Origin of the sequence: Paenibacillus septentrionalis (assembly GCF_042659865.1) — a bacterium.
GTDB lineage: Bacteria > Bacillota > Bacilli > Paenibacillales > Paenibacillaceae > Pristimantibacillus > Pristimantibacillus septentrionalis.
This window is the reverse complement of sequence record NZ_JBHSTE010000003.1, coordinates 237156-251465: the sequence shown is the minus strand read 5'-3', so window position 1 is coordinate 251465 and position 14310 is coordinate 237156. Positions and strand designations below refer to the sequence as shown.

Annotated in this window: 6 protein-coding genes; 5 read left to right on the top strand and 1 reads right to left on the bottom strand. The window is 49.3% G+C overall.

Going from position 1 to position 14310, the window contains the following annotated elements:
* The 4 genes from ACFP56_RS09515 (at window position 1) to ACFP56_RS09500 (ending at window position 13033) form a co-directional block, all read left to right on the top strand.
* Window positions 1-843, top strand: coding sequence for a sugar ABC transporter permease (locus ACFP56_RS09515; RefSeq protein ID WP_379233733.1), 843 nt, complete (start codon window positions 1-3; stop codon window positions 841-843).
* Between the two features lie 115 nt (window positions 844-958).
* A complete protein-coding gene (locus ACFP56_RS09510; protein WP_379233730.1) occupies window positions 959-3487 on the top strand; it encodes a glycoside hydrolase family 31 protein in 2529 nt (842 codons plus the stop codon).
* Between the two features lie 44 nt (window positions 3488-3531).
* Entirely contained in the window at window positions 3532-9978 is a 6447-nt protein-coding gene (locus ACFP56_RS09505; RefSeq protein ID WP_379233728.1) for an S-layer homology domain-containing protein, read from the top strand.
* A 100-nt stretch (window positions 9979-10078) separates the two neighbouring features.
* A complete protein-coding gene (locus ACFP56_RS09500; RefSeq protein ID WP_379233726.1) occupies window positions 10079-13033 on the top strand; it encodes a carbohydrate-binding protein in 2955 nt (984 codons plus the stop codon).
* Between the two features lie 138 nt (window positions 13034-13171).
* Here ACFP56_RS09500 and ACFP56_RS09495 read toward each other — a convergent pair whose 3' ends face one another.
* Window positions 13172-13501 carry a helix-turn-helix domain-containing protein gene (locus ACFP56_RS09495; protein ID WP_379233724.1) on the bottom strand — a complete coding sequence of 110 codons (330 nt, stop codon included), beginning with the start codon at window positions 13499-13501 and terminating at the stop codon, window positions 13172-13174.
* A gap of 199 nt (window positions 13502-13700) precedes the next feature.
* Between ACFP56_RS09495 and ACFP56_RS09490 the strand changes: the two genes are divergently transcribed.
* Window positions 13701-13970, top strand: a complete 270-nt coding sequence (locus ACFP56_RS09490) for a Spo0E family sporulation regulatory protein-aspartic acid phosphatase (RefSeq protein ID WP_379233722.1) — start codon at window positions 13701-13703, stop codon at window positions 13968-13970.
* The last annotated feature ends 340 nt before the right edge of the window (window positions 13971-14310 follow it).

The following is a 14310-nucleotide window of genomic DNA, read 5'->3' as shown; positions in this document are numbered from 1 at the left end:
ATGGGAAAAACGTTAAAGAATCGTTTGGAGCTTACAGGCATTTATTTCATCGTACTGCTTATGTTTCTCATTATATCCTATCCTCTTCTATGGACGATCAGCTTGTCCTTGAATCCGGGAAGCAGCCTGTTCAGCTCCAGTCTTATTCCTGAAAATTGGTCGCTGGTTCATTACAAATGGCTGTTCACTGATCCTAGCAGCAATTACTTGCTCTGGTATAAAAATACGTTGTTTGTTGCAACGATTACGTCGATTGCATCGGTAATCGTCGTTGCATTCGTAGCCTTTGCCTTCTCACGCTATGAGTTTGTAGGTAGAAAGTATGGAATATATTCCTTCCTGCTGCTGCAAATGTTTCCCGTATTGATGGGGATGGTGGCTATTTATTTGCTGCTGAATACGGTGGGGTTGCTTGATTCCCTATGGGGCTTGGTGATCATATATATTGGCGGTGGATTGCCGATGAACGCCTTTTTGGTTAAGGGCTATTTTGATACGATCCCAAGGGACTTGGACGAATCAGCGAAGATCGACGGTGCAGGACATTTTCGAATCTTCTTTCAAATTTTGCTGCCGCTTGCAAAGCCAATTATTGCAGTAGTAGCACTATTCAACTTTATGTCTCCATTTATGGACTTTTTGCTGCCGCGCATTATATTGCGCAGCCCGGAAAAATTCACACTGGCGCTCGGCCTATTCAACTTCATTAACGATAAGTTTGCCAACAACTTTACGAGATTCGCGGCAGGTGCTGTGCTTATTGCCGTACCGATTGCAATCGTCTTCCTGTTCCTGCAGCGTTATCTAATCTCGGGCTTGGCAGACGGAGCGACCAAGGGCTAAGCAGCTTCTTGAACGGACAGCAGCTGTCCTGCTGCATATGACATTTAATTTAATGTGCATATGATGAGCGTTCAACCGAACTAGATACAGATATATGGAGAGGAGACAACCAACATTGGAAACTAGTCTATCGATACATCCCGAACATTTTGAAGCTGAACAGATAGAGCCGATTACATCTCCTGGCAATGTCAATCAGGTCCAAGTGCTTGGGAGAAGTATTCATTTTCAATGTCAGCATGCTGAAGTATACGTTGTTATTTATACAGATTCTATTATTCGTCTGCTGTATCGTCCGACAGGCGGAGCGCTTTATTTTGAAAGCTATGGCGTTGTGCTGAAGCCGCAGCCTTGCACGATGAAGGTCGAGCAGCTTGAGCAGCAGACGATCGTGTACACGGCAAAGGTGAAGGCAGTCGTTAAGCACCAGCCGTTTCAAATTAGCTTCTTCGATGCTGAAACGGGCGCACCAATTATGGATGAGCCCGTGGATGGCACGGGTATCACCGCGTCAGGTCAGGTTCGCTGTACAAAGCAATCCTCGCCTGAGGAGCGCTTTTACGGCTTCGGTGAAAAAGCTGGCTTCCTGAACAAAAAAGGCGAGAAGCTGATGATGTGGAACACGGATGTGTACGCGCCGCATAATCAGGAAACGAATGCGCTGTACGTATCAATTCCGTATTACATCGCGATGAACGGGAAGCGTACCTACGGCTTGCTGTTCGATAATACGTCAGAGACCTATTTCGATATGCGCCATCCCGAATATATGACGTTTGGTGCGGAGCATGGGGATATCGACTATTACCTGCTGGCAGGCCCTGTTGCAAAGGAAGTGCTCGCCCAGTATCGCGAGCTGACAGGGTATGCGCCGCTGCCGCCGAAGTGGTCGCTTGGCTACCATCAGTCTCGTTACAGCTACCAAAGCGAGTCAGAGGTGCTGCAGCTTGCTGAAACGTTCCGCAGCAAGCGAATTCCGCTCGATGCGGTGTATCTTGATATTCATTATATGGATGGCTATCGCGTCTTTACAGTCGATCAGGAGCGTTTTCCTAAGTTCGCAGAGATGAACAGCAGCTTGAGGGAGCAAGGAATTCGTCTTGTCACCATTGTGGACCCCGGGGTTAAGCAGGATGAAGGCTACCACGTCTATGATGAGGGAGCGAAGCATCGCTATTTTTGTGAGGATGAACAGGGCAACAGCTTTATAGGTCCTGTCTGGCCGGGTGACAGTGCATTTCCCGACTTTACGAGCAAGCAGGTAAGACGCTGGTGGGGAGAAAAGCAGGATTGGCTTATTCAGCAGGGCGTAGCAGGTATCTGGAATGATATGAACGAGCCTTCGGTGTTTAACGAATCGAAAACGATGGATTTGCACATCCTGCAGGCTCATGAAGGAAGAGGGGCTCGCAAGACGCATGGCGAGCTGCACAATGTATACGGACTGACGATGACGAAGGCCACCTATGAGGGGCTGATCAACTCGCTGCAAAAGCGTCCTTTCGTATTAACGCGCTCAGGCTATGCAGGCATTCAGCGCTATGGGATGGTATGGACGGGAGATAACCGCAGCTTCTGGGAGCATCTGCAAATGCTGATCCCGATGTGCTTAAATCTCGGACTATCAGGGGTGCCGTTTTGTGGTGCTGATGTTGGCGGCTTCGCACATGATGCGCAAGGCGAGCTGCTTGTAAGGTGGACACAGGCTGCTGCCTTTACCCCGTATTTCCGCAACCATAGCGAGCTGAAAAGCTCGCGTCAGGAGCCGTGGGTGTTTGGCGAGAAGATCGAAGCAGCCGTTCGTGAGGCGATTGAGCTGCGCTATCGCTGGCTGCCGCAGCTGTATACATTAGCAGAGGAAGCTTCACGTACAGGCATTCCAATTATGCGACCGATGTTTTTGGAGTATCCAGACCTAGCAGGAGCCGAAAGCATTACCGACCAATTCATGTTTGGAGACAACGTGCTAGTAGCACCAATTTTACGTCCTGATCATCATAGCCGTACCGTATTGCTGCCATCAGGCGGCTGGTTCGACTATTGGACTGACAGCTATATAGAGGGTGGTCAGGTGATTGCAGCCAGCGTAGAGCTGCAGCAAATTCCACTGTATATTCGCGCAAACTCAGTACGCTTTGAGGAGCCTACCCGACAATCAACAGCTGAACCAGCAGAGCAGATCGTGGTTCACATTTACGTTGATGGTCAGCAGAATAAGCTGCACTATCGTCTTTATGAAGATGATGGTGAAACGTTTAATTTTAATGGTACGTCAGATGCTGTACAGGATGGTGCAGAGGCAGCTACAAGTCATACGCAGGCAAGAGAAGAAGCAGAGGCAGAGCCGACAAATGAGACAACTCAAATGGAACAGGAGCTCGGCATTCAGCCGCATATGTATGAGCAGCCAGCTTATCAAGGCGTCGCAGCGTATGAGGTGTTAGGGACGATTGAGCTGGATCAGCAGCGCTTAACAATTACTGAGCAGAAGCTGCAAAACAGCTATCGTCCGACTTGGCTAACACGCAAATTTGTCGTGCACAGCCTTGTGCCAGTTCAGGAAATTAGCGTGGAAGGCACAATCGTTTCACTACAGCAGGAAGCGGATGGCTGCTATTATGCAGTTATTCCGTTCGAAAACTAAACACATAGCACACTAAAGAATACACTTACGAGGGGAGCTTTATGATGGTAACAGTTCAACGGCTAAAAATGATTGCTTTAGCATTGCTGCTGCTGATTGGCTCCCTTCCTGCTTTTCCGAGCGGGAAGGTGCAGGCAGCAGATGGGCAAGCGGAAGCTGCTCAAAATGCGTATGTACGCATTCAAAATCAGTATACGGGCGCTTATTTATATGCGCTGGAAGACAAGGTTGCATACGGCAGCCCGGTAGAAACCGATCAAGCCTCGCATTGGCTAATCAAGCAGGAAGGCGAGTTTGTTACGCTGCAAAACCGTGAAACTGGTAAATGGATGGCGATGTCGGAGGTTGACTCTCATTTAGAGCCGATTGTGCTTCTCGACAGCGACCAGATCAACGAACTTACAGTAGCAGAACGATATCAGTGGCATTTGTTGAATGCGCTTACAGATGGATTTTTCAATCTAGAAAGCGCTGCGAAGCCACAGGCTTATGTGCATATCGAGGATTCAACTGGCTATGCTCAGGCAAGCCAACTTCCGCCGCAATGGGGAAGTGTGCAGTGGAAGCTGGAGCCTGTTACGACGTATATGCGCTTGAAAAACAGCTATACAGGCGATTATCTGATAGCGCTGGATGATAAGGTCAGCTATTCAGCAAGCGTAGTAGAAGCAAACCCTGCATCCCACTGGATCATCGAACAGCAGGGAGAAGCGGTTCGCTTCATCAATCGCAGCAGCGGCGCGATCATATCGCGAAGCGGCTTACAGGATCATCTTAGTCCGCTTGTGCTGGAAGCTGCCAGCGATCCGTCAGCCGAGCAGACGCTATGGAATATGGTTGGTGCAGGCGATGGAGTGTGGAATATTCAAAGCAGCGAGCATAGCGAGCAGCTCATTCATGTGCAGGATTCAACGGGCTACGCGCAAGCAAGCTCTATTCCTGGCAACTGGGGCTCCGCTCAATGGATACTGGAAGAGGTAAAAGCGAAGTCATCTTATATCGAAAATCCAGGCGAAGAGCAGCCAGGCTACATACGCATTAAAAACGACTGGCTTGAGCTGTACATGTATGAGGATGAAGGCGTGCTTCGTTACGGCAATATGAGTCCTTCTGATGAACGTGGTCATTGGCTTGTGGAAGAGCATGATGGCGCATATACGCTGAAAAATCGTGCAACAGGACATTATGTCAGCTTGAGAGGAGTTGCTGATGACGCCACGCCTGTACCGCTCGTCGCACAGACAGAAGTGAGTGCTGATTTGCTATGGAGCATCTCGAACATGCAGACGGCTGGCAATAAGCATATAAGAGCTATAGGCGAGCAGGGAGATGTATTTTTGCATGTAGAGAAAAGACTTGGCTATGTGCAATACGGTGCTATTCCTGCAGCATGGGGAAGCCCGCAGTGGAGATTCATTGCGGTAAAGGATGAAGGTCCGGGCTATATTCGCTTGAAGAACAGCTATACCGGCCAATATCTATACCAGCAGGGTGACAAGGTGGCCTATGGTGAGCCTTCGTTAGAGGATGCCGCTTCCCATTGGCAGCTTGAAGACATGGGCAATGAGCAGTACCGCATTAAAAATCGCGCGACTGGACATTACATGCACGTCGAAGGGATGGATCAGGATGAGAAGGCTCATCTTGCCGCGCTTCCTGTAGGAGAAGTAGAGGCGAGCTGGCACAGTGCAAGATGGACGCTGCCAGAGAGCAATAATGATGCGATCAACATCGTTAATGTTTATCAGCCTGAACGACTTGTACATGTAGAGGATGGAACAGGCTATGCGCAGGCGAGCAGCATTCCAGCATTCTGGGGCAGTGCTGGCTGGTTGATAGAGGAAGCGCCAGAGCATTTGCCGATTGAGATTCCAGCTGGCTATGCTCGCTTGAAAAATGCTGCTACCTCTCACTATTTATACGAAAATGCGAACGGTGTTGTTTTACATGGAGCGATCGAGGAAACAGACGGTAGAGGGCATTGGCTTATTGAGCAGCATGCAGACTCGCCGCAGCAGTATACGATTACTAACCGTTTAACAGGCAACCAAATCCAATATAGCGAGAAGGATCAGCTGCTTGTTACCACTCATGCAGCGACAGAGGAGCAGCAGAGCTACTGGTGGATAGAGCCAGCGCCAACAGGCAGCCATGCGCTAATTCGCAGTACTGCAGCTTCGCTTGAATATATTCATCTACGCGATCGTGCGGGCTATGCGCAGCAGTCATTGCAATCCATAGAGTCGGCAGATTTGCATTGGAGCATTGAACCAGCAAGCGAGACGCTCGTGCCTTACGAGGAAGAAAGCAATGATGAGCCCGTATATACAAGCTGGATTGCGCATCAACAGCCATTTCAGCTGCATGTAGAAGGAAAGCAGCTGCTAGTAAAACAGGAGCAGGTTGTGCTTGAAGACAGCTCAGATTCCCATTTGCCAGAGGAGGCTGAATGGGTGCTATGGGATTACAACGGTTATCAATGGCTGCAGCATCATGCAACAGGTCAATTCGCCTATTGGAACGAGCAGCTAAGCCGCTATGAGCTGACAACGAAGGAGCAGCTTGGCTTGCAGCCAGATGCAAGCTGGTCCTGGCAGATGTCTTCAGGTACAGGCAAGCTTCTGCTCGCTCCAAATACGCACACAGCTTCAAGTGGAGGTGCTGCGCAAAGTGATGAGCAAGCGTCAGCTGTTGCACCGCATCTAACTATTGTATATGTTGCATCGGATGTGACAATTCAAGCTGAGGATGCTTTTGCTAGAGGCGGGCTTGCGGTTGAGCGTGCTCTGGCGAAGCAGTACGAAGGAAGCGGGATCGTTGCTGGCTTTACCGATACAGAGCATCAGCTGCTATTTACGGTGCATGCCCCAGAGGACGGAGCGTATGCAGCGACACTGCGCTACACGTTTACTGGCAGCCGCAGCAAGCAGCTGGCCTTCAAGATCAACGGTCTTGCGGGTGGAGCTGTACAGCTTACTCCAGCAGCAAATTGGGATGCATGGCAATCGGCTCAGCTGGAGCTTTCGCTGCGCAAAGGGCTTAATACGATTGTCTTGTCCAGCGCGCGCAGCGACAAGCAGCCGCTATGGCTGGATCAAATCACGATAGAGCAGGTACTGCCGCTAGCTTATCGCGGCGCAACAGTTGAAACAACCGTGTATGAGGCTGAGCTGGCAGCTACAACAGGCGAGCGACTGGAGCCAAGCAGACATTATTATTCGATTGCAGCTGAAAGCTCGGCAAGAAGCGCAGTTAAGCTGACGGAAGCAGCGGATTACATTACGTTCGAGGTTCAGCAGCCAGCCAATCGCTTAACGCTGCGCTATGTGTTGCCTGATAGCGAGGATGGCAGCGGAATTGAAGCGCAATACGGGCTGCAAATTAATGGAGAGGAGGTAGCAACGCCTGTACTTACCTCGGAATATACGTGGGTGTACGGCAGCTATCCATGGACGAATCGTCCGGCAGATGGCAATGCCCATCGTTTCTATGACGAGCACACGATTGAAATTCCAGAGGTTAAAACGGGCGATACTATTACGATTCACAAGCTGAATGATCAGCCTTATCTGATTGTCGATCTCATTGAGCTTGCCCTTGCTCCCGAAGCATATGAGCAGCCGCAAGGCTATGTAAATGCTGCTGATTATGGAGCGATTGCAGATGATGGATTGGATGATCGAGCAGCTATTATGGATGCGATTGAAGCTGCTCGGAAGCTAGGCTACGGCGTGTATATTCCTGAGGGACAATATGTAATCGCAGGCGAGCCCATACCACTATCTGATATTAAGATTCGCGGTGCTGGCAAATGGCATACCGAGCTCGTTGGCTATGGCTTTATGGGGCTTGGCAATCATGTTGAGGTTTATGATCTAGCGATTGATGGCAAACGTTCCGCTCGCATAGACGAGCTGGAGGAATCAGGCTTCGATGGTACCTTTGGCGAAGGCTCGATTTTAGCACATTTGCATATCAATCGTACGAAAACAGGCATTTGGATTAACCAGAAAGAGCTTGAAAACGGTGAAATGCTGAATACTACCGGTTTATATGTATCCGATGTTCAAATTCGTAATACGTATGCGGACGGTATTAACTTCAGCAGCGGCACAAGTCATTCTATGGCTGAGCATGCCTCGATTCGCTATCCGGGTGATGATGGCCTAGCGATGTGGGCAAACGGCATTCAATCCGAAGGCAATACGTTCCGCTACAATACGGTAGATTTGCCGTGGCTGGCGAGCAATATCGCGATCTATGGTGGAAAGGACGTCACCGTAACGGATAATCTCGTAACAGATACGGTAGCTTTCGGTGCAGGAATTAGCGTTAGTACGCGACATAATCCTGAAAAATATGAAGGTACAACGCTGGTAGCACGCAATACGCTGCTCCGTACAGGAGGCAGAGAATATAACTGGCCTGCTGATTTTGGCGCAATGTTCATTCATACAAGTGATCGACCGCTTGAAGCAAGCGTCTATATTACAGACAACATCGTGATCGACAGTACGTATCAAGGGATTTCCTTCCTTGGCGAGCAGCCTGCAAGCGGATTGGTGCTTGAGCGCAACAGTGTCGATCGTTCTGGCACTTGGGGGATCGCAACCTCTGGCAACATCTCGGGCTCTGCTGAAATCGGCAGCACGCTTGTTAGAGCTTCCAGACTGGGTGATTTGCGTGAGGGAGCGGCAGCCTTTGAGCTGAAGCGCTTGAACCAAGGCTATAGCTTTAACAATCCTACTTTCTATGCCGAATTTGCTGGTGAACGTCAAGCGCCAGTGACGCTGGAAATGGGTGATGTGATGGAGGTAGAGGTCTTTACTTCCGCAGGAGATAAGCTGGATTCGGCAACGATTACAGCTAGTGGAGAGGCAGTCACCGTATTGCCGAACAACAGCCTGCAGGCTGTTAAGGCTGGGCCAAGCACGGTAACGATTACAGCTGGCAGCAGCTCAAGATCGTATACAGTAAATGTACTGGATACTACGCCGCCAGTGTGGGCTTCTACCAATGCAGAATTGAAAGCAGCCGCACAAGGATCAGCTTCTGTAAAGCTAACACTACCAGAGGCTAGTGATGAAAGCAGGATCAGCTATCGTCTAATTTGGAATGGCGGTTATCAGCTTGTAGCTGGATCGGAGAACGAGCTGCTTGTGACAGGTTTGCAATCTGGCAGTCGCTATCAATTCACTCTGCACGCGGTAGATGCAAGCGGCAACTGGACTGAGGATGGATTGACAGCATCGGCAGCTACTGCAAGCATGCCAGTTCCTCAGCCTGAGCCCGTACAACCACAGCCTGAATCGAGCTTCCATACGAAGGAGCAAATGAACGAGCAAGGCGAGGCGGTAACGGTTTATCAGGTAACAGATCAGGCTTGGCAGCAATGGATCGATCAAGCAGAAGGTAGCACGCTACTCGTGAGCTTGCCTGCGTCAGCTGCGTTGATGCCTGCGGCACTAGAGCTTTCTGCTAAGCAATTGCAAGAGCTAAAGGAGCAAGGACAGCTGGCTGCATTAGCCGTACAAGTAGGCGGTATACGTTATGAGCTGCAGCTTGATGCATTAACCGCTCAGCTAGGTCAGCTTGGCACGACACTTGCAATTCATCTATCACAATCTGATGATCTGCCGATCAACCTATCGCATATGCATCCGCAAGGTTCGCTTCATTTTATTTCCTTGCAGGTTGATGACAAACCAATCGATGCAGCGAGGCAGAAGCTGGCTGTAAAGGTGCAGGCAGAGCTTGCAAGAACAGCTGCCTCTGATGCTGTAGGAAACCTAAGCATTCAATATTATGATGCCACGAGCGAGCAATATCGCTATGTTCCAGCGCGATTCTCTGAGAAGTCTAGCGGGGGATGGATCATGACGATTCCGCAGCTGTATAGCAGCAACTGGATTGTAGTAGAACAATCTCGAAGCTTTGAAGATAGCAACGCACATTGGGCTCGTCAAGAGATAGAACGCCTTGCTTCTTACGGGATTATCAATGGCAAGAGCGCTGCTCGCTTTGCGCCAGAGAAGCAGGTGACGCGAGCTGAATTTGCACAGCTTATCGTAAATATGCTAGGGCTTCCTCGTACTGGAGCTACACGCTTTACAGATGTTGCAGAGGATGCTTGGTACTACGGAGCGGCAGGCTTGGCTGGCGAGCTGGAGATTGCTCAAGGCTATGCAGATGGCAGCTTTAAGCCGCATGCCTCGATTACTCGTGAGCAGCTTGCTGTTATGGTTGTTCGCGCCCTACGTCAAGCGCAGCCAGAGCTGGTTAATGTGCAGGTGGATTTGTCACAGTATCGCGATCATAAGCAAGTATCACCATGGGCGCAAGCCGATATTGAAACAGCAATTGCGATCGGCTTGATGAAAGGCTCGACAGCGGAGACGCTAGCGCCTGCAAGCTATGCGACTCGTGCGGAGGCAGCGGCGTTTATCGATCGCTTACTTCAATACATGCTGGACGATGCTGAACAGCAGTAGTTTGGAATAACGCCTGGCTGGGAGAGGGACTCTTCCAGCCAGTACACGCAAGCCATGCAAGTCATGAAGTGAAAAATAGCAAGAGAAAGGAATGTGAACGATGCCAGTAAAACGAATCAAAATGAAAACGAGTTTGGTATGCGTCATCATGATCTGTCTTATTTTCTCTTTGCTCCCACTCAGCTCTAAGGTGTATGCTGCAAGCTATGAAGCGGAGCTCGCTTCCCTGCAAGGTGGAGCAAGCTTTGCCTCTAACCATAGCGGCTACTCTGGCACAGGCTTCGTAGGAGGCTTTACAGACAGCAATAAAGGAAGCGCAGCCGTACAGTTTACGGTCAGCTCTCCAACTGCTGCCCCGCATCAAGTCAGTCTGCGTTATGCGAATGGAACAGGAAGTACGATGACGCTTAGCTTGTACGTCAACGGCATCAAGCAAAAGCAAATCTCGCTTCCGGCAACTGCAAGCTGGAATTCGTGGTCAACGGTAAGTGAGCTTGTCCAGCTGCAAGCGGGCAGCAACACGATTATGTACAAATTTGATCATACGGATAGCGGCAATGTTAATCTGGATAAGCTGGACGTTGAGCCTGCTGCTCCTGCCAGTGGACCACGTTTTGAAGCGGAAGCCGCTATATTATCTGGAGGAGCGACGGTAGAAACGGAGCATGCGGGCTATTCTGGCACAGGCTTTGTAGGAGGCTTCACGGATAGCAATAGAGGCAGTGCAGCTATTACATTTGCCATGAATCTGACTACCAGCGGAACGCACGCCTTTACAATCCGTTATGCCAATGGTACGGGCAGCAGCAAAACGGTAAGCTTATATGCTGATGGTGTAAAGCAGCGTCAAATTACACTTCCAGCGACAGCAGGCTGGAGCAGCTGGGGAACGATTAGCGAAAGTCTTACGCTAAGCAGCGGCTATCATACGATCGCTTTACGATTCGAGAGTTCGGACAGCGGCAATGTAAATTTTGACTATATAGAGCTGGCAGGTGCGACACCAACACCAACACCAACGCCAACACCAACACCAACGCCAACACCAACACCAACACCAACACCGACACCTCCAGTGGGCGGCTACAGCTATGAGGCAGAGGATCAATTTATCGCTGGAGGAGCAACGGTATCTAGTAATTATGTAACAGGTCTGAATACCGAGGGAGCACGCCTGATCTTTACCGTTCGTGCTGCCCAAGAGAGCAATTCAACTACGGTTTTGCGCTACGCTAAAGCAAGCGGCGGCAATGCTCAGCTGAATGTTTATGTGAATGGATTGTTTGCCAAAACAATTACGTTGCCAAGTACAGGAGGTAGCACAGCATGGAATAACTATACGGATAGCTTCTTGCTGCGCAAAGGGGTCAATACGATTAGTCTGCAATATGATGCAGGCAATACAGGCGGTATCAATGTCGATAGATTGACATTAAGCAATGGTGTGCCGCTTGAAGCGCGCGGTGCAAGCTTGCCTTATGTCGAGCTTGAGGCTGAGCATGGCACGACCAACGCAGCTATTTTGAGTCCATCTCGTACTTACTTGACAGTAGAAGCAGAATCATCAGGCAGAAGTGCAGTAAGATTGACCAATACTGGTCATTATGTGCAGTGGACTGCGCCAATCGACACAACAGGTCTGGTCATTCGTTACCAGATGCCAGATGCCCCTAATGGCGGTGGCGTGGAGGATACGCTTAGTCTGTATGTGAACGGCGTGAAGAAGCAAACGCTGCAGCTAAGCTCGAAATATGCCTGGACGTACGGCGAATACCCATATCACGATCATCCGTCGGGCGGCAATGGGCATCATTTTTACGATGAAAGTCGATTTAATATAGATGCGATTCCGGCAGGAGCAACCGTAAGATTACAGAAGGACAGCGGCGATACAGCAAGCTACTACACGATCGATCTTATCAACTTTGAGCAAGTTCCAGCGGCATACAGCATGCCGAGCAATTTTGTAAGCATCACAGATTTTGGAGCAGTGGCCAATGATTCAGGCGATGATACCAACGCGATCAGAAATGCGATTAGCTATGCCAAAGCAAATGGCAAGGCAGGCGTTTGGATACCGCAGGGTACATTTAGAATGAATGATCGCGTCAATGTCGACAACATCCATATTCGCGGAGCGGGACCGTGGCATACCGTGCTGCAGGGAACAGGCGGCAAGGGCGGCTTCTACGGAACAGGCAGCAGCGTAACGATTGCCGATCTAGCGATATACGGAGACTCGCTATTCCGCAACGACAGCGGCGACCATGCAGCATTTGAGGGGAATTTTGGACAGCGTTCGTTAATTCAAAATATTTGGGTTGAGCATATGAAGGTAGGCATTTGGCTGAACTCAGGAACAGACGGCCTATACATTGTTGAGGGAAGAATTCGCAACACTTGGGCTGACGGAGTGAATTTCCATGGCGGCGTAAAGCGAACGACCATTAGTCATTTTAATGTGCGTAACACAGGAGATGACGCATTCGCCATGTGGTCAAGCGGCTCGGCCAACGAGCATAACAGCTTCCGCTACAACACCGCACAGGTGCCAGTGCTGGCAAATACGTATGCCATCTACGGCGGTACGTCCAACAAAATACTCGACAATATCGGATCAGATACAGTAACGGCATCTTCTGGTATCGTCATCAGCACACGGTTCAACCCAACACCATTTGCTGGAACAACAGAGGTGAAGCGCAATACGCTCAACCGCACAGGCGGCTGGGAGCCAAACTGGAACACCAGCTTCGGCGGCTTATGGATTTACGCAGAGGGGCAAACCATTAGCGCGCCAATCGTGATCGAGGATCTGCAGCTCAACAGCAGCACCTATGAAGGCGTAAAATTCAGCTACGGGCAAAGCATAACCAATGTGTCGCTCAACAACGTTAACATTAACGGAGCAGGCACATACGGACTAGTCTTCGACAGTGTCACAGGCTCGGCAACATTTACGAACGTAAAAGTGACAGGCGCAGCATCCGGTGGCATCAGCAACCCAGGCAACCAATATACGATCATTTCAGGCGGCGGCAATACAGGCTGGTAGATAGAAAGACGAAAAGCAGGCTTCGGAAATTCGAAGCCTGCTTTTTATGTTGGTTGTATGGTGAGTCTATTCATTTAACCTTGGGCTAGCAATAAACGACAGTAAGAAGTAGTTAGGCTAATTTTGGAGTAGATGTGCTTAATGGAACATCTCACGCAAAACCCGATAAGCCCGCTCCTGATCTGAGGTGTCCTGCTCTTTAAGCATGAGGATAATTTTCCATATCCATTCATCCTGCTGATAGGAATCAAGTGGCTCCTTATGAGCAAAGAACGCATAAACGTTAACCTGCAAAGCATCTGCAATTTTTTCTAACGTCTGCAGCTGTAGATTCTGTTCACCACGCTCCACACGCCCCACATAAGTCCCTTGAGAATCAAGGGCTTCTGCTAACTGCTCCTGTGTCCAGCCTTTTAAGAGACGGTAGTACCGTATTCGTTCTCCAATCTCCTTAGCAAATTGATTCAATGGTCACACCTCTTTCTATTAAAAAGTGTAGACCATCACTCTATTCAGTATGCAGTCCATTTAAAGTTCTGAAATATTTAAAATGATTGAACTTTAAAGTTCGTTTGTGTATAATTTCCATAACCTGTAACTTGAGGGTGAAGTTATGCTAGAGTCGTTCTAGTTCATAAAACGATACATAACGAAATGAGATGATAAAATGAGAAAACACTTCTCTAAGAATCAGATCAATGTAGAGGCTAGAAACTGTCACATTATAAAAAATCTACAAGACAAAATAGAGGAATTAAGAATAGAATTAACCAATTTGGCTTCACTCGAGGGACTTCAAGGAGAACAGACATTGAAAAAGTCAAGAGAGCTAGATCAACTCTTAAACAGATATTACCGTGAAAAACTAGAATTCGAAAAAAAATATATCTCAGCACGTATAAAGGAGCCTACTGAAAAGGGGAGAAAGTCTCATTGATCCGCTAGCAAGAGGCCCCGAAGCAATGCCCCCAAGAAGCCCTCCACGAGCAACCTACAAAAGTCTCCAGCGAAGTTGAACGAGCACCGAGCGACCCTCATTCCGAAGGAATGTTAGAGCGAGAGAGCAAGTGAGACGGAGCGCTGAGTAGCGAGAATGCATCGTAGAATCCACTAGCAAGAGACCCCGAAGGGATGCCCCAATAAGTCCCCCACGAGCAACCTACAAAAGTCACCAGCGAAGTTGAACGAGCACCGAGCGACCTCATTCCGAAGGAATGTTAGAGCGAGAGAGCAAGTGAGACGGAGCGCTGAGTAGCGAGAATGCATCGTAGAATCCA

Excerpts from the sequence above, each read along its gene's own strand:
- ACFP56_RS09505 (WP_379233728.1), top strand. The coding sequence starts at position 3,532 with ATGGTAACAGTTCAACGGCTAAAAATGATTGCTTTAGCATTGCTGCTG.
- ACFP56_RS09490 (WP_379233722.1), top strand. The coding sequence starts at position 13,701 with ATGAGAAAACACTTCTCTAAGAATCAGATCAATGTAGAGGCTAGAAAC.
- ACFP56_RS09515 (WP_379233733.1), top strand. The coding sequence starts at position 1 with ATGGGAAAAACGTTAAAGAATCGTTTGGAGCTTACAGGCATTTATTTC.
- ACFP56_RS09500 (WP_379233726.1), top strand. The coding sequence starts at position 10,079 with ATGCCAGTAAAACGAATCAAAATGAAAACGAGTTTGGTATGCGTCATC.